The sequence below is a fragment of the Dyadobacter frigoris genome (genome assembly GCF_005280585.1).
In the GTDB taxonomy this organism is placed as follows: Bacteria; Bacteroidota; Bacteroidia; order Cytophagales; family Spirosomataceae; genus Dyadobacter; species Dyadobacter frigoris.
In genome coordinates, this window is sequence record NZ_SZVO01000033.1 from 1 (window position 1) to 25,876 (window position 25,876).

Here is a 25,876-nt window from a genome sequence, read left to right on the forward strand (position 1 = left end):
TGACAGGTTCGGCAATGCCTTACTGGATGGCTTGCGTATGTCACATCCATCATGGATTAGCTCTATCACATTTTTAAAACGAACATGGGAAAGTCCTGCCGAAAGGGTTTGTCCATTGATTTGCTCGGGAGAAAGACTATTTTTCAAGTCTCCGCTTAATAGATTCCTGTTACGCTCGTACTGATTGGCATCTTCGGAAAGTGCCCACAACTGCGTATGCTGCTCGCTGGCCATTTTCATCATGAGCGATTTCGCGTTTTTTTTAACCTGGAATCATTGATTCTGCACGCTAGGTTATCAATATAATCTGTCAAGTTTTTCATTATTTGGCCAAAAGAGCTTTTTACCAAATAATATTAAAACTAAAATTTTAAATGTAACCGGTAATTTACTGGTAATGAATGGATTTAGATAGATGAAAAAGTTTTACTGAGTTTTCAAAACAATATCATTTGCAAATCCTGATGGCTCATTTTGAGCCTGAGAATTAGCAGCGCCATTATCGGATTGTTGAGCATCTTGTTTACTGTCCAGAAGAACCAGTTCACCTTTAAAGGGTTTCTGGCTTACTTCCTGTACTTGTCAACGCCATTGTTGTCAGTCCATTTACGGGTTTGCAGGGAGCCAACAATATAAAGCTTTGAGCCTTTTTTTGACGTACTTTTCAAGGATACCGACCAGAGCGTCATTCGTTACAGAGACTTTTGTCCACTCAACGCGTTCTTTATACTCGCCCGAAGCTTTGTCTTTCCAGCGTTCAGAAGTTGCAATCGTGAAGTTGGCAACACGGCCACCGTTAGGAAATGATCGAATATCAGGTTCTTTTCCAACATGACCAAACAGGGTTACTGAGTTTACTGAGGCCATTATTCATCTTCTCCATTAATAAATGTTTCTATTTCTTCTTGGCTTATTCCAGTTGATCACCTGTCCTGTATCAAGATCAATATCAAGGATGATATAATCTCCGTAATGGTCTCAGGGCATGAAGCTCAGTACATAACCTTTTTCTTGCTCTGCAAAGGTATCGCCATCTTGATCGACGATCTCACAGCAGAAACGGTCAGTTACCCTTGTGTGAATTTTAAGGGTTTTGGCCTGAACAGCCACTTCTTTTTTGATGGATATTTCCATGATTTTACTCCAATCCAATAGCGCATTTATACAGTTCCAAGATTTCCTCCTGTTCCTGACGTTTCTGACGATCCATTTTGCGCAGTTTCACAACTTGCTTAATGGATCTTTGTTTCAAAGCCTGCTGATTTTGCTTCGGAATAAACATCGCTGATGTCGTCAGCAAGTCCAGCCTTTTCTTCTTCCAGTCGCTCAATTCTCTCAATTAGTTGAATTAAACGTTCTCCGGCAACGCCGCCGATATTAGTTGGTTGGGTCAATTGTAGTCTCCTTTGGTGGTTGTAGTTAGGTTATTCTTTCTTTGGCAGTTTGCAAAATGTCATCGTATGCCTTGACATCATTAGCCGCTACACATTCAGCTTTCGCGTCAGTGTTCAGCTTTTTAACTGTAGGGATATCCTTTACATTTTTGATTGTGTCAATGATAAAGGCTTTGCGTTCGGGTGAGATTGGATCAACCTTTGGTTCAGGCTTCTTCTGTTCAGCAGATTGGCCGTCATCATCATCCTGCGCGATATTGAGCATTGCACACAAAGCATAGCGTCTTGCAAAAGTAATTGCTGATCCCTGACCTTGTGGCGTTTGTTTTTCCATCCGTAATTAGATGGACGACACAACTTTATCTTTGCTTGGCGCGTGGATAATTGCTGTTTCCAGATTGCTTCCGTTGATAATCTGCATCACATATAAGCCATGCTTAGCAAGAATAGGGGTGACTGAGTTTCTAATTTCCGGGAGGGTAGTATATTTGGATTTGAAAAACGGGTTGTCTGTATCTTTGATCGGGTTGGTCAATTCTGACTGAACCGCCAGCATAGCCAATTCCAGTGTGTCAGGGTATTTTACTTCGTTCATTAAGCAGCCTTTCTGTCTAAGTGGTAAAGTTCCTCTTTCGACATTTCTGATATTGAAACCAGAACATGACGGTATTTGGAAGCGTGGTTTAGGTTCATTACGTGACCCATGTTAATCATGGAATTCACGTTTTGCAGAATGGTATCCAGAACCAAATCCAGTTGATCGTCAGTAACGACCTTGATTGGAACTACATTATTGTCTTTCATTATTTTATCCTTTCGCTTGACAAATACTGTTTTACATGCCAATACTGATAATGTCAATACCTATTACGGAGAAAAATGATGAAAAAAGAAAAAAAGATTACGCCTGAGAAAAAGAATGAAACGTTCACCATGAAGCTGACTGCAACAGAGTTGAAGAAGCTGCATGCTACGGCCAAGAAAGATAAAGTTACTACAAGCGAAGTTGTTCGCCTGTGGATTGAAGCCGCTTAGTGCGCCGCGCTGCAAAAGCGGATGATAACCAGCCGGTGATTGTTAAGTCATTCCGGCAATTGGGCTGGACTGTCGCACACACTCATATGATCGGCAGGGGATTTCCTGATACTGTAGTAAGTAAACAGCTCCCCAGCGGTTTGAAGTTTACTGCGGTAATCGAAATCAAAGACGGTGCGAAACCAAAAAGCAGTCAGGCACTAACCCCGGATGAAGTTGTTTGGCGTGAAGCGTGGCAGGGTGAATATAAGATTATCAATTCAATTGAGGCCGTTCTGGAATACCACGATTGGGTTATGAAGAAATTCTGATGAGCAGTAAAGAAATTATGTACGGGGATTATACATGTCAGGCGACACGTAAGTCCAAGGCATCCCGTAAACAGAAGAAAAAGCCTTTCCCCAGTATCTATGCTAATGCCCCAGAAGATTACGAATTGTATGAGACTGAATCGTCTCAGATTGATGCATTAATGGTTGAATGCGGCATTTTGGCGTTCAAAACTGCAATGTAAAAAAAATAGTTGAAAAAATTTTTTAATAAGTTTTTCTTTGTAATCGATTTGTTACGAGATTCTTAACAATTTGATAAATTAAGTTATTGCAGAGTTTTGTAATCTACTGATAGCTAAGCAGATTGAAGTGATTTTTATATTTCTTATATTTGAATAATTGTTCTAGGAGTAGTTCATAACAAAGAAAGACAGCGGTACGAACGCTGTCCTCCATATCGAATAATTGCACTGAATTAATGCCTAGTGAATTGTTGGTCTGGTGGCACTCTTTGTCACCATTAGATCAGGCAGCAATGCTCGTTCTAGTCCCCATTGTTTGGGATGCGGTTAAATACGTCATTGACTTGATCAGGGAGATGTTCAAGTAATACGATTAACTTTTAATTAATTTCACACCTTCTGTCGCCCCTTCTTTAACTCGTAGCTCTAACTACTTATTGATGGAGGGGCCAACTCTTTTAAGAGTAGGTATATTAAAATGATATACAAATGTAAGTGTACCTATTTTACTAAACAAAGGTTTATTAAAATATTTTCATTAACTGCTTGATGAACTATTTGATTAGATGGATTAATAAAAATATTATAATCTGCTTTACTACTGTTATCTCCACAATTATCAGAAGCACAATCGTTAACTTTTATACTATATCTCTATTAGAAGTTGATCCTTGAGCTAGATCACAGGGCATAAAAAAAGGCTGGATCAAACATTTGTTTACACCAGCCCTGAAGTACCAATCAAAAAACGAAAATAACGATTTAGCAACAAAAAAACCCGATAGTTTCCTACCGGGGCTTCATTCATACAATTCTTAGACTTTTAGTGGCCGGACATTTCAAGAATTCCTGCTTTATTCAGTTTGGCGTAAACAGGTAAACGGTGACCTTCTGCATAAATCGCATTTACAAGACCTTCCTGATGCAAACGCATAAGTGCTGGGCCTATTTCATTTTCCCACCGTTCAGTTGGATAATCATCTTTGTTGATAGTTCCGTGTTCTGCGAAATAGCCTAAGGCATTAGTTTTCTTTTCCATCGTATTTATATTTAAAAAAGTGTGTGTTGGAGAACATTCTCCACTACAAGTCTACTGGGATTTTATTGATTTATCAAATTTTTGCAGGTAAGATTTAATTCCGGATATCTTCTTATCTTCTGCAAGCATCCAAGAAATTACTTCCAAAGCCTGTTAATTTCATTACATCGGTTGCAAGGCTTTCGACGTCAGTCACCTCATAAGGTTCACCATTACCTCTGATGGGTGTCTTTGTTACTTTGTACATTAAATCCTCTTTTATGAGATTTAACCTCTCCAAATTTGTAATTTCCTCTATCTCGTAATCTAGTGGTTTTGGATATTTCCTTAAATCAAGTTTTTGATCCTTAGCCTTATCCATATAGATCAGAACCTTTACCTCGTTTGTTGAAAGCTGCTTTAAAATTCCCGGGTAGACAATAAGATTCAGGTTTTTTTTGCTGTCGATATAGTTGATAAACATATTTGCCCAAAGTTCGCGCAATGTTTCATCTTCTTCCAATGATATTCCTTCTAGAATTGGTCCTACTATCTTTGGATTTATTTCCTCCAAAGGTCGTATCAAAACATTTTCTTCTGACAATTTCTTGTCTATTAGAATGGCTCCCTTCATTCTATTAATGGTAACTGTCCGCCGAAAATGTTCAGCATAATCACCCAATAGTCCCCCGATCTGCTCAGCAGTAGGTCCAAATATTTTTATAGCCCAGCTATTGGCGGCTTTTATAAACTCACCAATTAGGCCCGCTTCTTCAGATGTCATATGGATAAATATGGTTTACAAGCACAAGTTCACTTCGTTAAAATTTGGATGCAATTTCTTATTGACAGGTGGTAAAATAATGCTACTGTTTGGTTATGGCGGTGGACAAGTCCCTCGATTGATGTTCCTACAGGTCAAGGCCGCCAGCCTTCAAAACAACTGTGGGATGACTGTAGGAGGTCATAGATGTTTCAGATTGTGAATTGGTCATCGCACCAATCGTATAAAAAACCGTAGACCGCCGTGGATACGATTTCACAAAACCCTTTTAGACAATTTTGACTTTCAAAGCATGTCCGTGAATACGCGGGCAATCCTTCCTATGCTCTGGCTTCTTGCAAGTGAACACGCAGACCCTACTTCTGGTATCGTTGACCAAAGCATTAAGTCAATTTCTTTCCGGTTACGGTTAACAGAAAAGGAAATACAGTCAGCAATAGATGAAGCTGAAAAGTGTGGGTTTATCATGATGTTATCAACCCGTAACGAAACCGTAACAGAACCGTTGCCAAACCGTACCCCCAGAGACAGAGAAGAGACAGAAGAGCGCCCTTCAAGAATTTAAGGATTCTGATCTTTCCGAATTAACGGAATGGTTTTCAGAGTTCGCCCCTTCCGTAAACAAATCAAAAATCAAAGACACGTTGATTAATTGGTGCGCTGCAAAAGGGAAGCCATACAAAGATTATTTTGCCGCAGTGAAAAACTGGGCAAAGAAAGAACACGAGGAAAATGTCAAAAAAGGATGGGTTTCACCAAAAACCCCAATTGATAGATATAATCCCTACGCCCACCTGACCGGAGGCGCATAATGTTAAATGTTGATCCGCACCTAATTCAAGAACTTGAAGAACAAATCCTTGGCACTCTGATCCTTAAACCAGAATTGTTTATGGTCGCCTCGTTGACTGTTGATGACTTTGTTGTAAACCCGTTGGCGTTCGAGATTATTCAGGATCAGTACTATGCCACGGGAAGCCTGAACACCACCAGCCTTGCAATACAGTTTAAATCCCATAACCTCGAACAATGGCAACCTTCTGAATTTGTTTCGTCAGTGGTAACAACCACAAACTTTGAGCAATTATGTGATGTGGTAAAAGGCCACTCTTTACGCCGAAACGCCATTAAACGTGCTCAGGAGGTAATTAGTCTGGCAAATGACATGACCAATGCGCCAGATACTTGTGTCAATATGCTGCAAGGGATGAGTGCCGAACTGATGCGCTCTGACAGCATTATCAGCCAATCACAGATTTTGTCTGATATGCGTGACAACGGGGTAGTCAAAGAACACTTCTCTACCGGATTGCGTGGCCTTGACAGCCTTATGGGTGGTGGAATGTTTCGCGGGAAAGTCTATGGTTTCTCTGGAAAAGCTAAATCTGGCAAGACGCTTTTGGCATCCACAATCAGCTATAACCTTGGGGAAAATGGTTGCCGGCATCTTTACGTTGCCATGGAAATGGGCGCAACTGAGATTGCACAACGGAAGTTTGCCCGAAAAGGAGGTTTCAATAGTCTGGAATTCATTCAGGGAAAACGCACTTGGGAAGGCTTAAAACCCAATACTGAAATCCGTTATTTGGATGCGCCTGGAATAACTTTCCCGGAACTTAAAAGCCGATTACTGGAAGCGGTTGCCCGACACCAGATAACAGGGGCGGTTATTGATTACTGGCAGCTTGTTCAGGGGCAGGATAGCCGTCAGACGGAAGAAAAACACCTTCGCGATGTGGCTCAGGGATTGGCCGACTTTGCCAAAAAGCACAATATCTGGATTTTCCTTTTGAGCCAGACGAACGAAGAAGGCAAGACATTTGCGGGTCAGGGATTGATTAAAGCTTGCGACCAGCTTTATATGATCCATGGCACCGATGACACTCGATGGCTGGAAATGAGCGCCACAAGATACACTGAGCGAGTTAATTACGGTTCAGAAGACAATCCATCATTAAGCATTAACAAACGAGTAGGGCCTTACTTTGAAGAAATTTAAAACACCTGACGATTTTTACAACTCCCCTGAGTGGCTAAGATTGCGGTACCGTGTGCTTCGGCACTATGGAGCGCGTTGCCTATGCTGCAAACGGAATGACGTGGTAATTCATATCGACCATATAAAACCACGTTCATTGTACCCAAAACTGCAACTGGAATTTACGAATTGCCAGACGTTATGTGAGTTATGCAATAAGGGCAAGTCCAATGTTTACAAGGATGATTGGCGACCACCGCATCCAGTGCCTAAGCTGAACCCCAGCAAAATGATGGCATTTTTAAACAAGTTCACGTCCTAACCCAATGACTGGAAGACAAGACTACGCGTATTTTTAAACATTAAAGCTTCATGAAGTTGCAGCTATGAAAAAAGAGCCAACTTAAGAAAGCTAAGGATGTCAAGAGATGCAGTTGCGAGCCTGATCCAAAATTTAGAGCGTTTTTTTGGTTCCATCGGTTGGTGATTTAGACTGAAAAATAGAAATAAAAGCAATACCAAAACTTAAAACATGATGAACGGCAAGGATAATTTTAATGACCGATAAAGAAGCAGTAGAATACCTATACAAACACGGCCTATCACCTTTTGAAGATGCAAAGCTTTGGATTGAGCAGCAGCCAAAATGACCGTAAATCTATTTGAGGGCGATAAACGCCTAGAAACGCTGTACGAGGCAATTGAGGCAGTTGTTTACGAGCGGGGTAAAGGTCTACCCATTCCGGCAATCATTGGGACCTTGGAGCTTGTTAAGCAGGGAATTATGGAGGCAGCCAGTGACAGACCGTAAAACACGTCTAGCCCTTCAATGGCTGGAATGCAAAGAAGCTTGTGAACGAGCTGGTTACGATGGATCAGTTGAGTACGCCAAGGATTATATAGAGCTTGCCGAACCTGAGCTGTTGATGAATTTCAAAGACGTTGACGCAATCAAAACCTATGCACAGGAGGCAAGGAATGGACTACACCCTTAAACCTGATGAATACGAGCCTTTCTTTACTAATTGAACATCAAATTGTATTGTATTAAGATTATGAATGCCAGCGAGAACCAGAAAAATATGCGGGTCAGTGGTTTTGTTTCCAGCCCAGGAACATCGTTAAGCCAAAAGTCTCGTATTCCCGCAATTAATAAAACCAGAGAACCAAAGAGTGATATAAACATTGGCAAACCAAACCAATCGGTCCAAAGATTAAGTATTATTGAAAAAGCAAGGATACCGAAGCCGAAATAAACTGTATCTCTGTTCATTTCCCTTAACTGACGATCTGAATATTCTTTCGGAACTCGCTTCCTATCTTCCTCCATCCTCCTTTTTCGGTCTGCTTCCATGTTGTCATTAATATGCTCCATGGCAGTCTTTTTAAACCAAGGCTTGTATTCCTTTTCTAACATGATCTGATTATTTTAGAGCGAACAAATAGATTTCAAACACAGCAACCCCAACAACGATAAGGAACACAAGCCATGAAACCACAGCCCGATAATTTATCACCAAAGGCGCTTTCTCGATCACGGAAGCCACTGGTTTACGGACAACCTCTGGACGCAGTTGCACAACTGGAGCTTTCACAGCTACGGGTGGAGAATAAGGTTTTACGGGCGCACTTGGGCCAACATAACGAACTTGTTCTGGTGCTATTTCTGGCTTGGGCGGTGATGGCTGCGGCGCTGGTGCTGTTGTGGGTGAAGGGGTAGACACGAGCTTAGCCATGCGCTCCTGCATATCAAGAATAGCCTGTTGTTTACGATCCATAATAACGGTGAGTTTACGTGCTGGAAATTAAGGAATTGCCATGAAAATAACAATGAGGGCAAAAAAATATATCGGTAATGAATAGTTGGTGACAACTTATTTAACGGCTAATGTGTAAGGCTCAATTTTTTTAAATTGCTTTGTTTATTTCCATCTCTAACAACTCAACCTTATGAGACGATTACCCTTTCTCAAATCATCTTTTCAGTTATTATTTGCCGCCGGTCTATCATTTATGTTTTTGGGGTGTGGTGATGACGATGACCCCACTCCCGGTTCCGAGAACATTTCTGGTTATTACATGAAGTTCAGATCAAATGGAAAAGAATTCATTATAAAAGATTCTAATCCCTCCGAAACAGTACTTGGGAATGTAAACGGTGGTAATGTTATTTCTTATTGCTGGAAAAACTTACTATTCATTTCAAGTTGGTGGTATAGGTAATCAGGGCGGTGCTTATCCTATTTTAAATATGACCATTGAAAGCAAAGAAAAGATTGCGGTCAAGGAATACAAGCTGGATGACTTACAGTATTCGAATGTAAGTCAAATCATGTTCGGGCAATTACCTATCGCCGATGTACAGAAAAAGTCAGATTTTTATAATTACAGTACTGGAGGGGTCATTACGATTAAAGAAATTACGAAAACGGGGATTAAAGGCACCTTTTCTGGTACAATTATCGGCTTAACAAGTAAAGACAAAGCGGTAATAACAGACGGAGAATTTTTCGCAAAGCGTACAGATTAGTCTTGACCATATCATTTATCCAAGGGGGGTACTTCATTGGATCGCTAAGTGCCATAAAGGATTGTTTTGTAACTGACCATATTTTAATATATGGTAGTGGCTTCGATCTTTGGGTTGCAAAAGGTACCTTTTAGGTCAAGTACGCTCAATAGCTTCTTCAGTGCTTCCAATGCTTGATTTTTATTTCCCAATATGAATTTCATTTGGACGGTGATCCAGAACCGAATTAAATACTAAAATTGTATTTATCTAAAAGATATTGTCGTACCGTTTCATCAGGCTCTGTTCCATAACAACTTCCAATTACCGTTCCGTAATCCTCTAGATCGATCACACGGCTTCTTTTTAGTGCTTGGATAAATACTACTTCCTTATGTGGTGGTACATATATAAAATAGTACGCCCATCGACCTGTGGTGTCTTTGGCCTTTATTTTATGTACATATTGACCATTATTGGCTATCAATTTATCTATATGATTCATATGAGAAAATTTATAATTTTGTATATTATGTGAGTCTTATACGGAGCCGCCACTGTCCGAACTACTAGAAAGAGTATTGGAAGTAGTGGAATGGCTGCTCAGGACGTCGTCTTGCCTATCAGAACAAGACACTTCCGATAAAGAAGATGTGTCAGTTGGCTGATAGGTTATAATTGATTCTGCCCTTATTTCTGGTACGGAGCTATTTTCAACTCGGTTCGCAGTTTCTATACCGTGGTTAATTGAAGTTGCCCCTAAATCGGTTACAACTAAATTCTCAGTGCTTGAAGGTACTTCACCGTAAGTAATTGCCCGTTCAGGTTCCGTTTCAGGTAAGCTTCCAAAAGCTTCATTAGTTTCAATATTTGTTTTACCGGGGTCAATTTCTGAATGGCTTATCTTTTCGGAATCACTAGTTGCCTCATGGTTTACTTCAATACGATCGGCTACTGTATCAACCGAATTTACTACATCGGTCGTTACTTCACTTTTGTTCACCGCCTGTTCATATTCAGTATTATTGGCTTTTTCTAATGTGTGAAGTGTGTTGTTGTTTTCAGTGAATTCATATTCTGTTTTCTGAGCCTGTATGTTATCTGTTTGGACAGGCATTTCTGTTCTTGTGACCGCAGTTTCATAGTACTTATCAGTTTCTTGATGTGATCCAACAAAGTCATTGCCAGCAGTTGTATGGTTCGTTCCATTAGCCTTGGTGCTATCAGATTCTGCAAGGTTATTTTCAGTGAGGGCCTTTTCATATTGAGAATTTTCGATTGTTTCGTTTCTGTTCGTGACGTGGTTATCTACGTCATTATAACTGGTTTTAGTTGAAAGGGATTTGTCATTTTCTGGTTCTGTCTTATCAGCTACATCACTATTGACATTTGTACTGTCTGTCGAATCATTTTCTGTTAAAGCAGTTTTTTCAATATTATCCTTTGATAATTCCTCAGAAATAAATTCATTGTTCAGTGGGGAATACTTGGTCACTGTGTCTGCATCTTCATTCCCATTGACGTCGGACTGGGATGGGTTTACAATATGACCTGACTTTTTATCAATGTCTGCTGTCCGTTTTTCGGTTTTTTCTATCTTTTCATCATGATGTTTTAAATAGCGGCTATAGAATTCTTTATTTCTCGACCCGAGTGGTTTATGGTCAGAATAACGAGTATACTCTTGAGCAGCTTTTTCCCAATGATCATTTAAAACTGCTGTTCTGAACTCTATAAATTTGCCTAGTACGCCATTATAGGCGTAATCAAAGAAAATTTCCTGTTTTTCGATTGGCAAAGCTTCGAACTTCTCTCTTGTAATACCTAAAGTGGTGTAAGTTTTTTCTTCAAAATCTGCAATTGCAGTATTAAATAATGCCGCTTGTTCATCTTCAGTTATTTGAATATCTTGGTTATTAATGGCAAATTCTTTAGCATCCTTTCCAATTAAACCAGCGCCCTTTGATAATCTTGTCGCAACTTCCTCTCTAAGACCTAAATTAATAAGATCTTTCCTACAATTTTCTTGCCCTTTTTCTGTTCGCTCGTAACTCTTTAGATCCCGGCCGGGCCCAATGGTAACTCCACTTTTTTTTTCGGAAGGCACGTGTGGACGACGACTGTTTAATCCAATTTCATTCTCATATGTGAACTGATATTTGGCAACCTTTGTATTTGATTTTGAGTCCATTTCTATTGGTTTAAATTATTTACTTTGATAAGTTGTGCATTACTTAATCCATTGGTAAGCACGATGGCTTCCCCTGGGTTAAGATGAAGTGCATACTGAGTCTGACCTGCATCAAGGTTCATGGCACGTCCCATGATTCCTCTGTCGTCATAGCTTTTTACGGTGTGCATGACTTTTGTGGATGTAAACTTGATTATATCAGGAATAATTTTACTGACACTTTGCTCGATAATAACAAGTCCTTCCCGTTTTGCTCTAAATTCAGCCATACTTTGCTGAAACAATTCAATGAATTTTCCAGTTGAATTTAATGCATGGGAATGATCCCCTGTTGCATGACTTTGCGTTCCATTTGCCGACAAAAATCTGTGACTTTCTTCTAGTACAGTTACGTGCATTGGATCGTTTCCATGAGACTTCCTAAGCATGCGAGCTTCATAAAGGTAGGTGAAAATAAGACTCATTATGAGCGCTTTTCCTTCATTTCCGGGGATGCCATGGAGATCTATTATGGCGTTCTCATTTAATATATTTTCAATATTGTTTGGAATGTTCGAGTCGCCTTGTTTACCCATTCGCCAGAGTTCCGGTGAAAGTATATGGCCTAGCGTTCCTTTGGTCATGAAACTAAGTCTTCTTGCTAGTGCCCCTTGCATTTCCTCCGCCATTTTTGGATCATATTGATGGCTGTTTTGTGCAAAATATTCAGGAAGTGAACCCAGTAGCGTTTTAAGGGTTATTTGATCATTGTTAACGGTGATTAATTCATTTATGGAGTTATATTTTTTAATGAAAAAATGGGGAGCATGTTGAGGATCGAAATAATGCTTTTCTTTCAGCCCCATTCCTTTTCGTATCCGTGCATCCATAGGATCTTTGAATTGCGTCAGTTTAAACAGATCATACATGACATCAAACAGTACCTGGCCAGTTAAGCCATAAAATGGAAAGGCAGCGGTAATGGCAGCGTGAATGTAAGAAAGATGTTGTTCTAAGGATATTCCAGGATATGGTATCAATGGATTGATACGAAGGAACGATGCATCAATAGTGTTGCCAATGAAAGGAGTTTCTACCTGAAAAAAGTGAACCGTTTTGCCAAGCTGCTGAGCACTTTTTATAAAAGTGTTTTTATACTCAGACTTAACGGGCTCAACAACGAGGCAGTTGACATTTTCTTTTAACAAACTATTCAGTATTACGCCCATGGTCGTACTTTTGCCACTACCAGTTGTACCAGTCAAAATCATATGATTCAAAAGATTTTCAATAGGAATCTCAAATGGCTGGTCTAATCCATTGCCAAAGTCTGTCAAGGTTGTTCCAAGTGGAATTCCGCCTTTCTTGCAATCTTCAAATGACCGAGAGAATGGTTTGAATTTTTTGGTAATCATAGGTATAAAACCAAATTTTGAATCTATCAACGGGGCAGGGAAGATGGAATTGATCTCATCAAGACTGTACAAGTACTGCATTCGTTCTAGAATTGGCGATGCTTGCTCGTGTATTAAATCATAAGGTGAAGCGAAAAATTGCCCTGCATGGAGTTCAGAAATATGCATTACTGGGCGTACTTCAAATCTGTTAGAACCAATCTCTGAAACCAGTGTGTTACTGAGTAAGACGGTATTCGACTCATGGTCGGATTGAATAAAAATCTGCATAGCTGGCAGTTTAATCCCGTTCATTATATTTATATAAACAGATAGATAATTCACTGTCATTTCATTTTTTACTGAAGTATTCCTTTGGTAGGTGTCTGAAAGGAGTTCATGAAAATTAGAAATATATGCCTTGTCGTAAGGAAAGATCTCCGCCGAGGTGAATACATATCTTATCACAGTATCACCATCAGTTTGTCCTAATATTACATGCGTTGCTAGTGAAAACTCTTGAGTTGATTTTACAGTTTCCGATACAGGAATCTGATAGTTTAACTCATTATAGTAGCCACGAGAAGTGGGGTGGAATTCTATTTTTCCGTTCACCGGGCTGATTTTTGAATTTAGTCTGAATGAATCGAGTTGTGGGATGACAGCATTCGTTTTATAAAGTCCACCAAAATGACCAGTTTCTATCATTTTTACTTTTCGGATCACTTCCGTGGCATGTGTGAACCGACGGTCTGTAATTATTTTAATTTCATCAGCAGTTACATGGCTATGTGGAAAGTGAATTAATAGTTGATCAATCCCTTCAAATACAGCTGTAATTTGACTTTTATTTGGTGTATACTTAAAAAATATTTTAATTATTAGGTACATGGATATTCCATTGTTTTGAACTTTACTACTCTGCATTTCAAGCACATAGTGGTCGGTAATATCGTTCAAATAATTCATAATTGCCATTATATTATTTAGTTCTGCCGCACGAACCTGTTTCATATACATCTCACCTAAATTATGATTGGTGGTATCAAATTGCAGCGGTAAAATACGAACCGCTCCGATTGCCTCTATGCCTCGCGCACTGGTCCTACTTGGGAAATTCGAAAGGTTTTCCCAGACCTGACAATTAGCTTGTATATTGATAAGGTGTTCCATGTTTATTCAGAAAATATTTTCATAAATAGAATAGTATCTATTTCCTCATTTTGGCCCAGCAGCTGTTTTTTTCTAAGCTCGTTCTGCAAATTCTGACCAGCCATTTGGGCATTCACATCGGGGTCTAAAGCGCGCAGTCTTTTTAAAGTTTCCCGGATTGCTTCGTCTATATCTTCTTGGTTCGAATGGATTGTTCCAACGTTTAAGTGCGGTACTTCCGTAAAACTTCCAGACATCATCTGCTGCATTTTTTCGAATGAATCTGTATTAGAACCAAAACTGGAGTTGAAAAGGAGGGGTAACATGTTCAACATCATTTTATAATTATCACCTGCCATGTCATGGAAAATTTTTAACATACTGTTATGCATTTGGGCATATTCTCCTTTAAGTACTACATCAGTGGTGGTTAGAGAAACCTTAAACAAAGGTCGGGTGCGGTCAATCTTCTGGTCACCTAAGATATATTTCTCCACAGCCACTGAAATAATAGCAGTGATTTTTTTGGAGTCTAAATGTTGCATAGAAGTGATCAATTGATTTGCTGCTTCTTTAAGGGTACTAATATTGTTCAGGGACATGGAACTTTTTCCAAAACCCTCATAAGCCGATTTAATATTTTCGGAGAACATCGGAGCGAGTTTATCAATTTCTGATTCAAAAAAAGGTATCAGAGAATCTGTTCGCGTAAGCAGTACTTCGAGTTGTGCCATTTGAGCTGAGGAGAGTCGGTTTGGAAACCGACTTGTATCTGCCTCTATCAGTAATGATAAATTCCCTTCATACACCGGAGTTTTTAATTTCAGTTCAATCTTTTGCATCAAGTGTGCTGGTTTGAATATAGCCAATCGCTGGTCGATAATTATTACAAAATTGGTTTTGCATAGTAGCCATTCTGAGCTATTAGGCAGCTCTGTATAGGCCAAAATAGGGGATATATAAACACCAGTACCTCTGGAGGAGAAGGGTACGTCGTATGTCCACTCAAGTACCGTGGGTACGAATGTGTAATTGGCAAGCATTGTTGCAAATACCATAAAGTAACTCAACGTAAAAAGTCCTTTGGGGTAACCATCGGTCATGAATAAGATCCGTAGTGAAACGAAAATCAAGCATAGACCAATGGCGCCCAAAACTACCACAAAGCTATTCTTAAGGAAATCTGCAGTTGAAGTTCTTAAATTCAACAGACTGTCATTGGATAGGTAACGATAGCTTATATACGCTCCCCAAATCGGTAGGAATCCGGATTGATGCAGAGTTTGAATACTAAGGATTAATGAAATAACAGAAAGTAGAAATGAAAACAAGGTACCTATGGATAGAAAGTGGCGCATCAGACAGGTCTCAGGAGTCCATGATAACCATTGGATTAGTCCAAAAACAGTAAATATTAAGATGGCAGTTTTTCTCGGTTCCATGTTTTAAATATTTAAATCATTATTAAACGTGAGGTGTTATAATAGATTTTTTTGATCCATTTTATGCTTATACAGGCTATACAGTTCGTTTTTAACTATTTCTTGTGGGCTTATTGGTTCAGTATATGCCACGAAAACGAGAATTAGATCTAAAATCAATAAAGTACAAGCCAAAGCGATAAAAAAAATGATATTGAATGCATCTTCGAAAATAATTCCATGTAGTACAGCCAATCTGTGTTTTATTCCCCAGGGTAGTTTTGACTCTTTTATAAATTGAGTTTTTTCTACCAGAACCGTGTCTTCCGCTGTCTTAAGAATTATTTGAGCTCTCTTTTCATAATTTCGAGCCGTATCAAGTTCAATACGTATACCATCTGCAATACTTCCAACTCCTGTTTGGCTTCCATCTTTTCCTTGTATTTCATCTATCAGCTTTTTGTTTAACCGGAGTGTTTCACTGGTTCTATATTTCAAATCGTCTACCAAAGGCTTCTTTCGAACTTCCGATGTTTGATCAAACGACTTGCTCAGTGAGTCTTCCTTTGCAATTTGTTTAATTTTTAGAACTTGTTCGATATCTTGGTTGTATATTTGTAGTTTTAATCCTACAATTCCGCAAATTGAGAGACAAATGGCTAGGAAAATTCTAGCGGTTATAACGATAACAGATCGGGAGGTGCTGTCTGCTATTGTTCGTTCCACAAGAAATACCAATAATGCACACATGCACCCGGTACATAAGCATATAATTGTTGGCTTCGATAACGCAGTTTGTGCGATGAAAAAGCCGTTCCAAAACCATAGTATTACAGGTATTGCGATGCTAAAAGATATTAGCCTGGACCTGGCATCTGAGTGTTTAGACACATTAGTTGCTCTAACCATTTTTGGCGGATTCTGAATTTGAGTTTCGAAAATTTGCATGTTCTTGATTTTTAATTGTTGAAAATACCAAACCCATTTTGCTCAAACCGCGATTGTAATTGAGATTTTTTATGACGGCCAGCTATATAACCCGCGCGATAGTCAGCCAAAATTCTAGAAAAGTCATTTTGCTCATCCGTAAATTTGATGCCATGCTGTTTCGATAGTGAAAGTTTTAAATATCGAAAGAAACGAATATTTGCTTCCGTCTTTGTTTTCTTATCTTCATCGAATTGCCCACAGTTTTTTGCAACTGTCTCTTCTCTGATTATCATTCTTGTAAGAATGATCATTGACTCAATCCGAGAGGCATGAAAACCTTCGTATATGGCCATGGTCTTGGCGTTGAAGTGTTCATCCGTTCCAAATTGTTGGCCATGTTGGTCACCAATAGTTTCAAATGGTTTTGACTTAAAAACTTCAAAAGGAAGTAAGCTAGTTGTTGGTGGTAACGGTTTTGAATCAAATGAAACATGATTTAATTCTTTTTCATTTTGGGATCCACCTTCAAATTTTAGTCCTAGTTTGTTCATCAAAATAGGCAATGACTTTATTAATGAAATAACCATTTTATTTTATTGTTTTGTGAATTTTTTAACTAATTGTATATGCGAATTATGTATCTTGGTAAACAGGGTAAGCAGCATTTTTTTATTTTTTTCTGTCTTGTTATAAACAAATGTGTTGAATCTAGGGAGGCTTCAGTATTTTTCTCGTTTTTGTATACATGGCTTTCGATTTTAAAAGGTTAATTTGTTTTCATTTATTACTTATGTACCATTGTTTGTTTGGTGAACAGGGTAGATAAGTTTTTTTTATATTTTTTTTGGGCCAGTAAATGTTTAGGGAAATGCGCGGTTTATAAGTGGATGTTGGTCATATTTTCCTTTGAAGTAGGAATCGTTCAGATAGTTTAATTTTTCACACAACTGTATATTTCCTTCCATTACCAGAATTTGCTGATCTTTTGTGAGATTTAGGATTATTTCAGGATGAATTCCAATAACTTCTGACAATGTTCGAGCAGCGAGATGTGAGCCCACTCCAAATATTTGAAGTGGGCTGTTATTGATAACATTCTCCCAATCAGGATAGCATTTTTTTATTTGGGACAGATCTTGCCAAAGTGTGTGTGTAATACAGCCGAACCCGCGTCCCAGCGGAATCATACTAGATAACTGATCAAAACTACCCAAACTTGATGCCTCGTCAAGTACAAAAACAGGGGGTAATACTGGAATGGTTTTTCTGGTTGTAATCGAGTGCATAAGTGTGCCCATAATCAATTTCACATAGGCTGCATGACTTTTTAAATAGGCCGGTGGGATGTTAATATAGATTGTAGTAGAAATCCCATTCTGGAAATCTTCTAATGAAAAACTACTCGTATCTAGAGTTTTTAATATCCTGCTGACATTGAATGATTTAAGATAACTCTGGGTGGTACTTAAGATACCACTACGTGTGACTTCAACTGTCTGCAAAAGACTGCTGATATTTTGATAAGTCATTTTGGGCAAATCTTTGCGTGTATCAAGAAGCGTAGCTAAGGTGTAGATGGTATCGTCTGCAAAAAGTAGCTTACATACTTCGGTCATATTTCTTTTAATAGGATCTGAGTATGTCATTACAGCGGCTAATACTCCTGCAAGAATTGAGCGAGCCTGTTCATCCCAATAAGGCTCTCTTGAAAATGAATTCTGAGGTCCTATTAGTGACGCAATTAGTTGCGATATAACTTCAACATCTGATTCCAGATTTATTAAACAATGGATTAAATGCATCACTTCCGTTGTTGTCAAAAGGGCTAATATGGATAACTTTGCCAAACGGGCTGCGGCCACGAGCCGTTACTGCCGATAGATCGCCTTTTAAATCAAGTACCACCATGCTGCCCGGATAATCCAACAAATTTGGAATTACACTTGACACGCCTTTACCGCCACCCGTACGTGAAATGGTACACAAATGGGCATTCATATCGTGATAAATGAGCTCCGGAGTTTTTTTTATTCTCTTCGATTTTACCTGCTGACTGAAACCAATAGCTTTCGACTGGCCTGAGTCTTGTCTACCCAATATTAATTTTTCGCTCTGCATCATTGTGAAATGATTTTTTTGTTAAATTGCATTTAACCGCTCAAATATTTTGAGGTTGTTTAATTGCTTATGAAGTAATAGTGGCTTGGTAAACAGGGTAGCCGAATATTTTTTTAAACTTTTTAGTATTTGTTTAGACCTCCTCGAAAATGGATCACAGTAAGTTTATGCCTAATAGGAAACAGGCGATAAAGGATCTTTATAAGTTAACTGAACTAATAGTACCCATTGTATCAGGAAAGCAATCGTTGACTGATGAGATAAGGTCTCATATTGCTGAATTCTGTTATGACCAGTTTAATCGGAAATACAGTTCCGTTGATGGGTTAACCACCCGCGATTTGGCAAAAAAAATCAAAAACAGATTTCAAAGTTCTCTAAAAAAAACGGGTAAGAAAGGTGAAAATGGGGCCATTCGTTTTGATCTCGAAGAAAAAGCCGTTTTCGAAAGAAATTCGGCAGAAATAAAGAAAACAGACGATATGTCGGATGATGCCGTTTTGTCAGATGCCTTGCATTCGATGTACTTAGCTTCATTGTTCGAAATGATTAGGTCTAATCATCCTGAAAAGAAAGAAGTCGAGCAATATTTTTGGGCCGAATGTCATAGCGAAGGAACCGGGTTGAAAAATATTTACCTGCTTCTACCGAGCAGAATAAGATCGGTTGAAGCGGAAGTGCATTTGTTTATTAAAGACAGAAACATATTTGATATTCTCAAAACTGATCTTTCTACGCACCGAGATGTGCTACAGGATAAAGTGATAAGGGTATTATTAGACTCTGACAATAGCATATATTTAGAAGGAGCCGACATCAATGATGTAGTTTGGAAAATCTATCTGGAACAATTTGCTGTTTTGCAGTTTCGACTTAGCTTTCAAGAAAAAGTAGAGGAAATAAAGAAGGAACGACTTAATATTTTAAATAGTCTGGTCTACCTCCAATGTTCTCATTACATATCGAGATATAATATTGCAAACCCTTCTTTATTGGCAACCAAAATAGATAGCTATTGTGAAATAAAAAATTATGCCCTTGCAATGAAATCGATAGCTCCAATTTGGAATTCAGAAATCTTTATTGAAAAGGAATTTATTAAACTTTATATCAATAAAAAGAAGGAGGATTTTGACTTATATGTATTGCTGGGAAAATTTCTATCTCGACATATTGGTTTGAACGGAACCACAAAGTTTCATCGGGGAAATGCGCCATCGACAATTATATCTTTTGAAGGTTCTGAATTTGATACTGAGGATGGCGAAAATGCAAATTATCTAGAGAAAGGCCTCGAAAGCGAGGATACAAAAAAATTAAGGTATACTAAAAATAGTGAGGATACTATAAAACTCTATGAAAGAGCTCAGACGGCCATGTATGAAGTTTTTTATGGAATAAATTATGATCCAGAACTACCAAATCAAACGAAATTTGGTGTTTTTGAAAACAGGCATGAATTTTTGATGTTTGGAAAAGATCACGAAAATAAAAGTTATACAACAATTTATGCAGATCTGGTTGGCCTTAATATATCACTAGAAAAATATGCCGCAGTAATAGCTGAGATTCCAAAAAGAGTTGATAACCAGTCGTTTATTGCAGGCCAATTTATAGAGGGGTCGAAGGATCGTTTCCATGGAAATATTGATTCATTTAAAACTACCAAAAGTAGACATTTTGCGAAATTTTTGAATGAGTTGAAATTTAAATTAGCAGAGAAATCGCACAAGAAGTTAAATAAGCAAATACGGTAAGATTATGTCTGAATATAAAAAACGAAATAAATTTCTTGCATCACTATATCTAAATGATATTTTGTCTGAAGAAGATCGGCTATTAATTGAAGACACTCGACGTAATGACCGTGACTTGGATCAGGAAATAGCCCGATTGCATGAGTTTCAGGAAGAGGAGCACGCAATTAGGCAGCTTCTTGAAGAGGACAAAGAATATTTTAATTTGAGCAAACAGGGACTTTCTGATTTTGCCATTTCCGAGGAGGTTAAGCCATTGGGAACTCCGGAATCTGAAAAACGATGGAAGATTATCCCTTTGTGGATGAGTTTAGTAGCGGCAGCAAGTGTTATCTTAATTTCAGGGGGTGTCTTTTACGACATATTTATTCAAAAAAAAGAACAGGAGAATACAATAGCTGCTTTTAAAGACAGCCTAAATTTGATGAGGGAAAAGGAACGATTGGCAGCCATTGAGTTGGAAAATTTAAAATCAACAGCCAAAGGAATAAATATAGGAGAAGGTGTTGGTGATTCCCAAATGCCTGGTCCACAGTCAACACCTAATGAAGAAATTCATAGTCAGCAAAATTTAGCACAAGTTGAATCTAAGTTGAGTGAATTTACTGTGGATGAAAAACTTGCAATTACATACACGGATAAAACGCCGCACCGCAATAAGGCATTCTCGGCAGGAAACTCTTCCGAGAGTGGCAATTATAAATTAATTATTAAATCTACCAACGATGTTTTTGAAGGAAATCAAGTTGGGAGGATGCAATTAAGTCACGAAAGCAAGGGAATTACCTTTTGGCTGAATAGTCAAGGGTGGCAAATATTGAAAGGCAAGTCCCACATAACCGTTGAAAGAACGAATTATATTGGAGTGGTTCGTGCATACCAAGAACAAATTTTTACTATTAATTTCGATGAAGAAAAGGTATATAAATTTAATTAGCTTGCTTTTTTTTTTAGCTTCTAAAACATATTCTTTGGGACAATGCGATTGTAAAGAGATTATGAGAAAGATAGAAAGAGAAAGTAAAAATGCTATGAGTAACGTTAAACCTTCTAAAAATCAACCATTAATAAAAACAATTACATTTGATTCGGGTAGTCGCCGTATCAGAATTGATAATTTACTACATGAGTACCATGAGCTCTTGAAAAAGGGAACCGGGAAATTTAAGAAACAGATTTTAGCCTTTGAATGCCCAGCGACTGAGCTCGAAGCTTTAGATCCTTGTCGGGCGGACACATCAATTATTGCCTATTCTGCTGAGTTCATTGATAAGACTCGACCATTGTTATTTGAATTTATGTTTGCCCATGAATATTTTCATCACGTTAACGATCATTTTAAAGAGACCGTTGGAGAATTAACGGATAAATCAGATGGTATTGACCGCAGAAAATGGAGAGAAGAATTTAATTCCGATGCTTGGGCATTTTGGTTGATGTCAAAAATGAAGGGAAGCTGGCTTGAAAAGGACGAAGTTGATTTGATTTTTGCAGATATTCGAGTTCTCAAGCCAAATGATACTAAAAATTCATCTACACACCCTTCTTTTGAAAACCGGCGAAACCATCTGCAATTGCAACAAACTCAATTTGTAAAAATTGATTTGCTATCAAGTGTTCGAGATAATATTTTACTTGAACGTGTAGATTCACTTACCGAGTCTTTTATTGATGTTAATGAACTGTTTTTGTCGGCTGAACAGAAAATCGCGCGGATAGAAAAACGGAAAGAGGAATTCAGGTTGAAAAAAAATGAAAAGATTCGTGTCGATAGTTTGAGAGCTATGTCAGTTTTCGAAAGGTCATGGATCAAATTGAGAACAACCATAGATAAAAATCTAATGGATTCACTAGTTTATGCCAGAGATTCAATTATCATTGACTACAATAGAAAGGCCAAGATCGACTATTTAATTAATAAGATATATGATGCCAATAGTGATAGAAGCGAAGAATACTTTACCGTTGAACCAATTTTAGGTGGAGGTATTTTTGGTGGGAGAATAGGTAAAAATGACTATTTACTAGATACTCCTTTGAAACCATTATATAAAGTCGGATTGCGGATGTCCAAGCAAATATGGTATAACCAAAATTGGTTCTATACCTATATTACCGATATTACTTTCAATCAAACCAGGATGGATATCCATCAGTTTCTAGAAGGTAAGAACCAGACGATTGAACGGATTGATTTTAAATATCTTCAAGCGATTCCTCGTATTGGAGTTGCTCGTCGACTTACCACTTCAAGCGGCAATTCCATCCATAAAAGTACCAAAACTAATTTTTTGACATTTTCAGCTGGAATACCACTGCATTGGAATAAACTGGCTTGGAATCAATATGAAAATTTTTTGCTGGCAGGCGATGAGGAAATCCGAGTAAAGTGGAACAACATTCACTGGGATGCACTTAAAATCCAAGGTGGTATTTTGCAAAGAATTTCCAAGACGAACATTTTTCAATTGGCCAATTTATCCTTTCAATTGGCTTATCATCATTCAAGTCGGGTTGGTGCTGGATGGAGTAGGATGAAGCATTTTTTAAGTTATTCTGTTGCTTTATCATACCACAGACCTTTTTTAAGTACTACCATTAATAATTATGGTATCACATATACTAATGAAAATATGCCGAACACAGTTACAAATCGGGTTGGATTTTATGATATTACTTTTTCGTGCCGTTGGTGGCGTTAGATGGAAGATGTTGGCTTTTTTGCCTTTGGTTATTTGGTTGTCAGCTTGTAAGAGTTCATTTCCAGATCCTGTGGCGTATATTGGATTTGATGACGGATGGGAATCCGTACCCATTGCCAATAATTGCGACATCATTCCTTATTTTTCAAAACCCTTTAAATTTCGGAATTTCTCACTTGATGAAGCAGTAGATTCCAGTTTTGCTATTTGGACAAAAGGTTTTCCACGGCTTGTTTTCCAGTCCATGGAGTTAGAAAGTAAAGCAGTGGTTAAGGTGGAAGTTGCAAATCCTATCAATTTTAGTTTTCCTACGCTAAATGATGGAGATTCGAGTCTTTCAGACAACTTAGTTCAGAGTATAACTTTTTTGAAGCGAGTTGATGGGAATTATGTCATTCTTGTTAATAGCGATTATCCTTGGACTAGAGCGTTACTTATTCGGGCAATCACTTTTCAAATTGGCCGTCTGCTGGGGGTTGAAAAAAGCGAAGTAGAAAATGATGCCATGTATCCAAAGATATACGCGAAAAAGAACGAAAACTCGGACCTTGAACTCACTTCGAATGATTTAAAAAAAATAAACGACTTATATTCAACGTCTTGTGGTTTCGGTAGGTGGGTAAACCGGAAGTCTATGCTTGCCCCTTTCTTCAATGACCAGAATAAATACGCATTACCAGTTACTTTCAGTTTACCCGAGAGTGATACTTTGTATTTACTTTGGCCTAATCAGTCATTGAACGAATGGCTTTTTTACAAGATTTTGGTGGATAATGATAACTCTCAGAAAGATATATGGTCAAAAGGAGTTTCTTTGAAAGTTAAAATTAGCTCATTTGCTACAAGTAGGCAACCCGCAGGGATATTTGCGTTTACAGTGGGAAGTCGAGCTTTTATTGGATCAGGACAATGGTTTACCGATCCCAAAGAATTCTTTGAATATAATGTTATAACAGGTGTTTTTGAAACTCGCCAGGTTTCTTTGAAAGTAATTCGGGAAATTTATTCAATTGCCATCGGCGGGCCTAATAATAAAGGCTATTTACTTTCTGTCGATCAGGATAACCCAGCTTTATCTTCATTAGCAATTATGGACCCGAATCGAAATGCTGGGGATGCTTGGTTGGGAAGTGTTCAAGTACCAGAACCAATTTATACAGCTACAACAATGTTTGCAACAAATGATAACCGGATTTGTTTGTTTACGGGATATGCTGCATATTTTCTAAGTAACACCAATCAATGGGAGAAACTGACCTTTAACATTGCCGATCCCGATCAATTTAAGGAACCGCGTCTTACTATTGTTGGGGCGAATGAACTTTCCTTAAAGGCTTTTGCTGTTGACAGCAGAACATTTTTGTTACGAGACAATTACGGTGTGGAAAAAAATCGGCTAGGAGCAGGAATTGATAGTGAAGTTTTTCCAGAAGATTTTTGGCAAATTGATCTAAATAGTAATTTTAAATTTCTGAATCGTTCTTCTTTACCAGCCCAAGGACTAGTTTTAGCTGCTTTTGGACATAAAGGAAGAGCTTATGTTTTGACCTCGAAAGGGCGGCTTTATTCCATAGTACCTTGAAAATATTTCTTGCTTCTTCGCTAACTGGAGAATCTGGATGACTTGACCACTAAATTCCGTGGCAGATTGACAAGCAATCCATTCTTTTCATTCATGAGTTAGATATTTGGCAATCAGTCATTTATACTGGTCGATTCGGGTCAAAATGACATGATCATAATTTCCGAATTGTAGTTGTCAACGGCTCCGTTTTCTCCAAACAAGGTTCTCAATTATATAATTTGTTAATTTTCATTCAGTTAGGATGCGATATCGTGCCTGAAAATTTATTACTATCTTTTTTCTAATTTTTGCACTTCTGATGTCCAATGTTTAACTAAAAGATTTGGCTATAATGTTAATAATACTGACCGATCGGAGAAAATCAGAACTCCTCCCTTTTGGATTGACATGAGCAAATTGTTTGAGTTATATGTCTTATTGAAAACTCGGTAAAAGTCATGAAATTGTTTTAATTATCTGATCCACATCCTGTTGTGTTAAATTTTTATCTTTGATGAATTGCTGAAACAGTAGAAAATTTGCTATGATCTTCAATCCTTCGAGGTAAAAATGCCTTGTGACCTTCCCTTTGCTTTTGGCAAGCGAGCAAATGACCTTGGCCTGCGGGTCTTTGGTGATCTCTTGCTGGTTTTCGTAAAAATACCCGCCCACAAAAAAACACAGGGCTATTAAATTCTGGATGACATAAAAATCCCGTACCCTGAAATCCTCCCAACCCAGATTTGTTTTCAAAAATTTAAAAACGGACTCTATTTTAGAACGTCGTAGATAAGCTTGATAGATGGCAAATCCCTCCTGAAAGTGAGTGACAATCTCATTGGTTATCAGCATCATGGGCTCTTTGAATACAGGATTTTGAGTCCTGTTAAGCACATGAACCCTGATGACCGTGTACGTTTTTTCTCCCAGTGTCAAGCTGCCTTTCACCAGGTGTATCCGGGCTTGTGAATACACTTTGTTCTTCCGTACAAAACGATTCAGGACTTCTTCAAATCCCTGTTCCAATTGCGCATCGACCAATTTGACGGCCTGCGGCTTCCCTTTTTGGTTGAATGTAAACTCGTTCGAGTTGCGGGAAGACTTTAAGCGGACAACAAAATGACTGCTCAAATCATCAATGTGTTCGAAGAGTTTCTGGTCGTCATGACCCCTATCCAGCAAATGACGGACAGGAAGTCCGGCAAATTGCGCTTTGACTGCCCGGTCGCACTCGCTGATCTGACCCAAAACGATCTCATCCTGATCAAACCCTGCACCCGCTATCACCTTATAATGTGGATCAGAACTGGAATAGGGCTTCGACCCAAGCAAGTGCAAGGACTTGTCTATATCACTGATAACGATGCTATTAAACGATTTATACCCATTAATGATATCGCCATCAAGGTCACGCACCTTTGACAGGTTCGGCAATG

Annotated in this window: 32 protein-coding genes and 1 pseudogene; 12 read left to right on the plus strand and 21 right to left on the minus strand. The window is 38.4% G+C overall.

The genetic code is table 11. From position 1 onward, the window contains the following. The 8 genes and pseudogenes from FDK13_RS34165 to FDK13_RS34190 all read right to left on the minus strand — a co-directional run. The coding region (locus FDK13_RS34165; RefSeq protein ID WP_137344504.1) for a hypothetical protein at nt 1–243 on the minus strand (243 nt) is incomplete at its 3' end. Between the two features lie 323 nt (nt 244–566). Further along, nucleotides 567–632: a hypothetical protein gene (locus FDK13_RS36850; RefSeq protein ID WP_374756128.1), complete on the minus strand. Its 66-nt coding sequence runs from the start codon at nt 630–632 to the stop codon at nt 567–569. Then, on the minus strand, nt 607–867 hold the full coding sequence (gene ssb, locus FDK13_RS34170) for a single-stranded DNA-binding protein (protein WP_220417502.1): 261 nt from the start codon (nt 865–867) through the stop codon (nt 607–609). The genes FDK13_RS36850 and ssb overlap by 26 nt, the downstream gene beginning before the upstream one ends. Before the next feature lie 111 nt (nt 868–978). Next, nucleotides 979–1,134, minus strand: coding sequence for a hypothetical protein (locus tag FDK13_RS35685; protein ID WP_170983008.1), 156 nt, complete (start codon nt 1,132–1,134; stop codon nt 979–981). 4 nt (nt 1,135–1,138) lie between these two features. Then, nucleotides 1,139–1,282, minus strand: coding sequence for a GapR family DNA-binding domain-containing protein (locus FDK13_RS36855; protein ID WP_374756127.1), 144 nt, complete (start codon nt 1,280–1,282; stop codon nt 1,139–1,141). After that, nucleotides 1,233–1,394 carry a GapR family DNA-binding domain-containing protein gene (locus FDK13_RS36335; RefSeq protein WP_229216335.1) on the minus strand — a complete coding sequence of 54 codons (162 nt, stop codon included), beginning with the start codon at nt 1,392–1,394 and terminating at the stop codon, nt 1,233–1,235. Before FDK13_RS36335 ends, FDK13_RS36855 begins: the two co-directional genes overlap by 50 nt. Before the next feature lie 25 nt (nt 1,395–1,419). After that, nucleotides 1,420–1,989 (minus strand): annotated as a pseudogene (locus FDK13_RS36340) (ERF family protein). Continuing rightward, nucleotides 1,989–2,198: a hypothetical protein gene (locus FDK13_RS34190; protein ID WP_137344507.1), complete on the minus strand. Its 210-nt coding sequence runs from the start codon at nt 2,196–2,198 to the stop codon at nt 1,989–1,991. The pseudogene FDK13_RS36340 and the gene FDK13_RS34190 overlap by 1 nt, the downstream one beginning before the upstream one ends. Nucleotides 2,199–2,273: 75 nt before the next feature. On the opposite strand from FDK13_RS34190, the gene FDK13_RS35690 reads away from it, so the two are divergent. Together FDK13_RS35690 and FDK13_RS34195 are read left to right on the plus strand one after the other, a co-directional pair. After that, nucleotides 2,274–2,429 (plus strand): hypothetical protein, encoded by a 156-nt coding sequence (locus tag FDK13_RS35690; protein WP_170983009.1) that lies wholly within the window; start codon nt 2,274–2,276, stop codon nt 2,427–2,429. After that, nucleotides 2,429–2,740 carry a hypothetical protein gene (locus FDK13_RS34195; protein WP_137344508.1) on the plus strand — a complete coding sequence of 104 codons (312 nt, stop codon included), beginning with the start codon at nt 2,429–2,431 and terminating at the stop codon, nt 2,738–2,740. Before FDK13_RS35690 ends, FDK13_RS34195 begins: the two co-directional genes overlap by 1 nt. Nucleotides 2,741–3,766: 1,026 nt before the next feature. Here the strand turns inward: FDK13_RS34195 and FDK13_RS34200 are convergent. After that, nucleotides 3,767–3,982: a hypothetical protein gene (locus FDK13_RS34200; protein ID WP_137344509.1), complete on the minus strand. Its 216-nt coding sequence runs from the start codon at nt 3,980–3,982 to the stop codon at nt 3,767–3,769. A 112-nt stretch (nt 3,983–4,094) separates the two neighbouring features. After that, the gene (locus FDK13_RS34205) at nt 4,095–4,745 is read right to left on the minus strand and encodes an Abi-alpha family protein (RefSeq protein WP_137344510.1); all 651 of its coding nucleotides are present in this window, start codon (nt 4,743–4,745) and stop codon (nt 4,095–4,097) included. 292 nt (nt 4,746–5,037) lie between these two features. Here FDK13_RS34205 and FDK13_RS34210 point away from each other — a divergent pair, with 292 nt between their 5' ends. The 5 genes from FDK13_RS34210 to FDK13_RS34225 all read left to right on the plus strand — a co-directional run bounded on the left by FDK13_RS34210 (nt 5,038) and on the right by FDK13_RS34225 (nt 7,718). Then, entirely contained in the window at nt 5,038–5,310 is a 273-nt protein-coding gene (locus FDK13_RS34210) for a helix-turn-helix domain-containing protein (RefSeq protein WP_137344511.1), read from the plus strand. A gap of 79 nt (nt 5,311–5,389) precedes the next feature. Then, nucleotides 5,390–5,557: a hypothetical protein gene (locus tag FDK13_RS35695; protein WP_170983010.1), complete on the plus strand. Its 168-nt coding sequence runs from the start codon at nt 5,390–5,392 to the stop codon at nt 5,555–5,557. A gap of 80 nt (nt 5,558–5,637) precedes the next feature. Beyond that, nucleotides 5,638–6,744 (plus strand): DnaB-like helicase C-terminal domain-containing protein, encoded by a 1,107-nt coding sequence (locus FDK13_RS34215; RefSeq protein ID WP_170983011.1) that lies wholly within the window; start codon nt 5,638–5,640, stop codon nt 6,742–6,744. Nucleotides 6,745–6,796: 52 nt separating this feature from the next. After that, nucleotides 6,797–7,045: an HNH endonuclease gene (locus tag FDK13_RS36860; RefSeq protein WP_170983012.1), complete on the plus strand. Its 249-nt coding sequence runs from the start codon at nt 6,797–6,799 to the stop codon at nt 7,043–7,045. Nucleotides 7,046–7,424: 379 nt separating this feature from the next. Next, entirely contained in the window at nt 7,425–7,718 is a 294-nt protein-coding gene (locus tag FDK13_RS34225; protein ID WP_170983013.1) for a hypothetical protein, read from the plus strand. A gap of 26 nt (nt 7,719–7,744) precedes the next feature. On the opposite strand, the gene FDK13_RS34230 is transcribed toward FDK13_RS34225, so the two are convergent. Both FDK13_RS34230 and FDK13_RS34235 read right to left on the minus strand, forming a co-directional pair. After that, nucleotides 7,745–8,140, minus strand: a complete 396-nt coding sequence (locus FDK13_RS34230; RefSeq protein WP_137344515.1) for a hypothetical protein — start codon at nt 8,138–8,140, stop codon at nt 7,745–7,747. A gap of 7 nt (nt 8,141–8,147) precedes the next feature. Continuing rightward, nucleotides 8,148–8,501 carry a hypothetical protein gene (locus FDK13_RS34235; protein ID WP_137344516.1) on the minus strand — a complete coding sequence of 118 codons (354 nt, stop codon included), beginning with the start codon at nt 8,499–8,501 and terminating at the stop codon, nt 8,148–8,150. Between the two features lie 386 nt (nt 8,502–8,887). On the opposite strand from FDK13_RS34235, the gene FDK13_RS34240 reads away from it, so the two are divergent. Further along, entirely contained in the window at nt 8,888–9,253 is a 366-nt protein-coding gene (locus tag FDK13_RS34240; RefSeq protein ID WP_137344517.1) for a hypothetical protein, read from the plus strand. 226 nt (nt 9,254–9,479) lie between these two features. Here the strand turns inward: FDK13_RS34240 and FDK13_RS34245 are convergent, their stop codons facing one another. From FDK13_RS34245 to FDK13_RS36475, 8 genes are all read right to left on the minus strand, one after another. Continuing rightward, nucleotides 9,480–9,737 (minus strand): hypothetical protein, encoded by a 258-nt coding sequence (locus FDK13_RS34245; protein WP_137344518.1) that lies wholly within the window; start codon nt 9,735–9,737, stop codon nt 9,480–9,482. Between the two features lie 36 nt (nt 9,738–9,773). Further along, nucleotides 9,774–11,423, minus strand: coding sequence for a DUF8812 domain-containing protein (locus FDK13_RS34250; RefSeq protein WP_137344519.1), 1,650 nt, complete (start codon nt 11,421–11,423; stop codon nt 9,774–9,776). Between the two features lie 2 nt (nt 11,424–11,425). After that, nucleotides 11,426–13,969 (minus strand): ATP-binding protein, encoded by a 2,544-nt coding sequence (locus FDK13_RS34255; protein WP_137344520.1) that lies wholly within the window; start codon nt 13,967–13,969, stop codon nt 11,426–11,428. 2 nt (nt 13,970–13,971) lie between these two features. Then, nucleotides 13,972–15,390 (minus strand): hypothetical protein, encoded by a 1,419-nt coding sequence (locus tag FDK13_RS34260; RefSeq protein WP_137344521.1) that lies wholly within the window; start codon nt 15,388–15,390, stop codon nt 13,972–13,974. 36 nt (nt 15,391–15,426) lie between these two features. Then, nucleotides 15,427–16,317, minus strand: coding sequence for a DUF4407 domain-containing protein (locus FDK13_RS34265; RefSeq protein WP_137344522.1), 891 nt, complete (start codon nt 16,315–16,317; stop codon nt 15,427–15,429). An 11-nt stretch (nt 16,318–16,328) separates the two neighbouring features. Continuing rightward, entirely contained in the window at nt 16,329–16,886 is a 558-nt protein-coding gene (locus tag FDK13_RS34270) for a hypothetical protein (protein ID WP_137344523.1), read from the minus strand. 273 nt (nt 16,887–17,159) lie between these two features. Next, nucleotides 17,160–18,119, minus strand: coding sequence for a type IV secretory system conjugative DNA transfer family protein (locus FDK13_RS34275; protein ID WP_170983014.1), 960 nt, complete (start codon nt 18,117–18,119; stop codon nt 17,160–17,162). Next, nucleotides 18,058–18,420: a type IV secretory system conjugative DNA transfer family protein gene (locus tag FDK13_RS36475; protein ID WP_137344525.1), complete on the minus strand. Its 363-nt coding sequence runs from the start codon at nt 18,418–18,420 to the stop codon at nt 18,058–18,060. The genes FDK13_RS34275 and FDK13_RS36475 overlap by 62 nt, the downstream gene beginning before the upstream one ends. Before the next feature lie 146 nt (nt 18,421–18,566). On the opposite strand from FDK13_RS36475, the gene FDK13_RS34285 reads away from it, so the two are divergent. From FDK13_RS34285 to FDK13_RS34300, 4 genes are all read left to right on the plus strand, one after another. Then, nucleotides 18,567–20,174, plus strand: a complete 1,608-nt coding sequence (locus FDK13_RS34285; protein WP_137344526.1) for a hypothetical protein — start codon at nt 18,567–18,569, stop codon at nt 20,172–20,174. Between the two features lie 4 nt (nt 20,175–20,178). Further along, on the plus strand, nt 20,179–21,111 hold the full coding sequence (locus FDK13_RS34290) for a hypothetical protein (protein WP_137344527.1): 933 nt from the start codon (nt 20,179–20,181) through the stop codon (nt 21,109–21,111). 61 nt (nt 21,112–21,172) lie between these two features. Beyond that, nucleotides 21,173–22,876 carry a hypothetical protein gene (locus FDK13_RS34295; protein ID WP_137344528.1) on the plus strand — a complete coding sequence of 568 codons (1,704 nt, stop codon included), beginning with the start codon at nt 21,173–21,175 and terminating at the stop codon, nt 22,874–22,876. Beyond that, nucleotides 22,842–24,458 carry a hypothetical protein gene (locus FDK13_RS34300; RefSeq protein WP_137344529.1) on the plus strand — a complete coding sequence of 539 codons (1,617 nt, stop codon included), beginning with the start codon at nt 22,842–22,844 and terminating at the stop codon, nt 24,456–24,458. The genes FDK13_RS34295 and FDK13_RS34300 overlap by 35 nt, the downstream gene beginning before the upstream one ends. Before the next feature lie 438 nt (nt 24,459–24,896). On the opposite strand, the gene FDK13_RS34305 is transcribed toward FDK13_RS34300, so the two are convergent. After that, on the minus strand, nt 24,897–25,876 hold a 980-nt coding region (locus FDK13_RS34305; protein WP_170983015.1), incomplete at its 5' end, for a transposase.

Excerpts from the sequence above, each read along its gene's own strand:
- FDK13_RS34215 (WP_170983011.1), top strand. The coding sequence starts at position 5,638 with ATGGTCGCCTCGTTGACTGTTGATGACTTTGTTGTAAACCCGTTGGCG.
- FDK13_RS34235 (WP_137344516.1), bottom strand. The coding sequence starts at position 8,501 with ATGGATCGTAAACAACAGGCTATTCTTGATATGCAGGAGCGCATGGCT.
- FDK13_RS34285 (WP_137344526.1), top strand. The coding sequence starts at position 18,567 with ATGGATCACAGTAAGTTTATGCCTAATAGGAAACAGGCGATAAAGGAT.
- ssb (WP_220417502.1), bottom strand. The coding sequence starts at position 867 with ATGGCCTCAGTAAACTCAGTAACCCTGTTTGGTCATGTTGGAAAAGAA.
- FDK13_RS36855 (WP_374756127.1), bottom strand. The coding sequence starts at position 1,282 with ATGTTTATTCCGAAGCAAAATCAGCAGGCTTTGAAACAAAGATCCATT.
- FDK13_RS34265 (WP_137344522.1), bottom strand. The coding sequence starts at position 16,317 with ATGCAAATTTTCGAAACTCAAATTCAGAATCCGCCAAAAATGGTTAGA.
- FDK13_RS34295 (WP_137344528.1), top strand. The coding sequence starts at position 21,173 with ATGAGAAAGATAGAAAGAGAAAGTAAAAATGCTATGAGTAACGTTAAA.
- FDK13_RS35685 (WP_170983008.1), bottom strand. The coding sequence starts at position 1,134 with ATGGAAATATCCATCAAAAAAGAAGTGGCTGTTCAGGCCAAAACCCTT.
- FDK13_RS34270 (WP_137344523.1), bottom strand. The coding sequence starts at position 16,886 with ATGGTTATTTCATTAATAAAGTCATTGCCTATTTTGATGAACAAACTA.
- FDK13_RS36475 (WP_137344525.1), bottom strand. The coding sequence starts at position 18,420 with ATGATGCAGAGCGAAAAATTAATATTGGGTAGACAAGACTCAGGCCAG.
- FDK13_RS34255 (WP_137344520.1), bottom strand. The coding sequence starts at position 13,969 with ATGGAACACCTTATCAATATACAAGCTAATTGTCAGGTCTGGGAAAAC.
- FDK13_RS34300 (WP_137344529.1), top strand. The coding sequence starts at position 22,842 with ATGATATTACTTTTTCGTGCCGTTGGTGGCGTTAGATGGAAGATGTTG.
- FDK13_RS34200 (WP_137344509.1), bottom strand. The coding sequence starts at position 3,982 with ATGGAAAAGAAAACTAATGCCTTAGGCTATTTCGCAGAACACGGAACT.
- FDK13_RS34240 (WP_137344517.1), top strand. The coding sequence starts at position 8,888 with ATGTTATTTCTTATTGCTGGAAAAACTTACTATTCATTTCAAGTTGGT.
- FDK13_RS35690 (WP_170983009.1), top strand. The coding sequence starts at position 2,274 with ATGATGAAAAAAGAAAAAAAGATTACGCCTGAGAAAAAGAATGAAACG.
- FDK13_RS34290 (WP_137344527.1), top strand. The coding sequence starts at position 20,179 with ATGTCTGAATATAAAAAACGAAATAAATTTCTTGCATCACTATATCTA.
- FDK13_RS34250 (WP_137344519.1), bottom strand. The coding sequence starts at position 11,423 with ATGGACTCAAAATCAAATACAAAGGTTGCCAAATATCAGTTCACATAT.
- FDK13_RS34205 (WP_137344510.1), bottom strand. The coding sequence starts at position 4,745 with ATGACATCTGAAGAAGCGGGCCTAATTGGTGAGTTTATAAAAGCCGCC.
- FDK13_RS34245 (WP_137344518.1), bottom strand. The coding sequence starts at position 9,737 with ATGAATCATATAGATAAATTGATAGCCAATAATGGTCAATATGTACAT.
- FDK13_RS34230 (WP_137344515.1), bottom strand. The coding sequence starts at position 8,140 with ATGTTAGAAAAGGAATACAAGCCTTGGTTTAAAAAGACTGCCATGGAG.
- FDK13_RS34210 (WP_137344511.1), top strand. The coding sequence starts at position 5,038 with ATGTCCGTGAATACGCGGGCAATCCTTCCTATGCTCTGGCTTCTTGCA.
- FDK13_RS34260 (WP_137344521.1), bottom strand. The coding sequence starts at position 15,390 with ATGGAACCGAGAAAAACTGCCATCTTAATATTTACTGTTTTTGGACTA.
- FDK13_RS34190 (WP_137344507.1), bottom strand. The coding sequence starts at position 2,198 with ATGAAAGACAATAATGTAGTTCCAATCAAGGTCGTTACTGACGATCAA.